This window comes from Sulfitobacter sp. HI0129 (assembly GCF_001635395.1).
Taxonomy (GTDB): domain Bacteria; phylum Pseudomonadota; class Alphaproteobacteria; order Rhodobacterales; family Rhodobacteraceae; genus Sulfitobacter.
In genome coordinates this window covers 1-349 of sequence record NZ_LWGH01000043.1, presented here as the reverse complement: position 1 = coordinate 349, position 349 = coordinate 1, and the positions used below count along the sequence as shown (strand labels likewise).

Genomic DNA, 349 nt, shown 5'->3' with positions numbered 1-349 from the left:
GCGTATATGGCAGGGCAGAGGGATACCCTACCGTTGCTACGCCAGATTGATGACACAGCGCCTGACCCGGAACTACTAAAGATTTGGGCGCGGGGCTGCAGGATCGATCCTGCGCGCCTCGAACGCCTTTCATTGAAATTTAGGCACCACAACCGGCCGCGCGATTGGATTTCGAGTGCGAGAGGGGGAGGTGTATCCGTATGTTTTGCCTGCTTTGATGCGGATGTCGCGGTGGGGCGGGACGCCTATATTCGGGCTGATTGGAGGTTGGTTGAACGGGTTGTTTGCCCGGTTCACAAAGAGATGCTGCGGGACCGCTGCCTTGAATGCGGTGCCCACCTGCGGACTT

At 58.2% G+C, this 349-nt stretch carries 1 protein-coding gene; it reads right to left on the bottom strand.

Translation table 11 applies throughout. The features are described from left to right. Positions 1–129 precede the first annotated feature (129 nt). Positions 130–349: hypothetical protein (locus A3764_RS25770; protein WP_236627972.1), on the bottom strand; the 220-nt coding region annotated here is incomplete at its 5' end.